The sequence below is a fragment of the Staphylococcus sp. CoH_129_LAB_1 genome (genome assembly GCF_058191515.1).
In genome coordinates, this window is sequence record NZ_JBXWKZ010000091.1 from 1 (window position 1) to 237 (window position 237).

Here is a 237-nt window from a genome sequence, read left to right on the forward strand (position 1 = left end):
GCGCTATGCTTGCCGAACCCTGTCGCGCGCGTCGACGCCGACACGCGGCGGGCAATCTGTAACGTCAGAACATAACGGTCGAGTTCTCCACAATTTCTGTGGAAAACCTTGTGGAAAGTCGGCCGGACGGCCCCGTGGGACGGCTCGCGGGCTGGCTTGCCTATAAACAGACCTTTGTCGCTCATTCGGAAGCAATCGATCCGATTCCTCACTCACCGGAAGGAGAATGCCATGTCC

General features: G+C 58.6%; 1 protein-coding gene. It reads right to left on the reverse strand.

Annotated features, from left to right (window positions below):
- The coding region (locus AC2FB1_RS11245; RefSeq protein WP_490675291.1) for a hypothetical protein at positions 1-185 on the reverse strand (185 nt) is incomplete at its 3' end.
- Positions 186-237 lie beyond the last annotated feature (52 nt).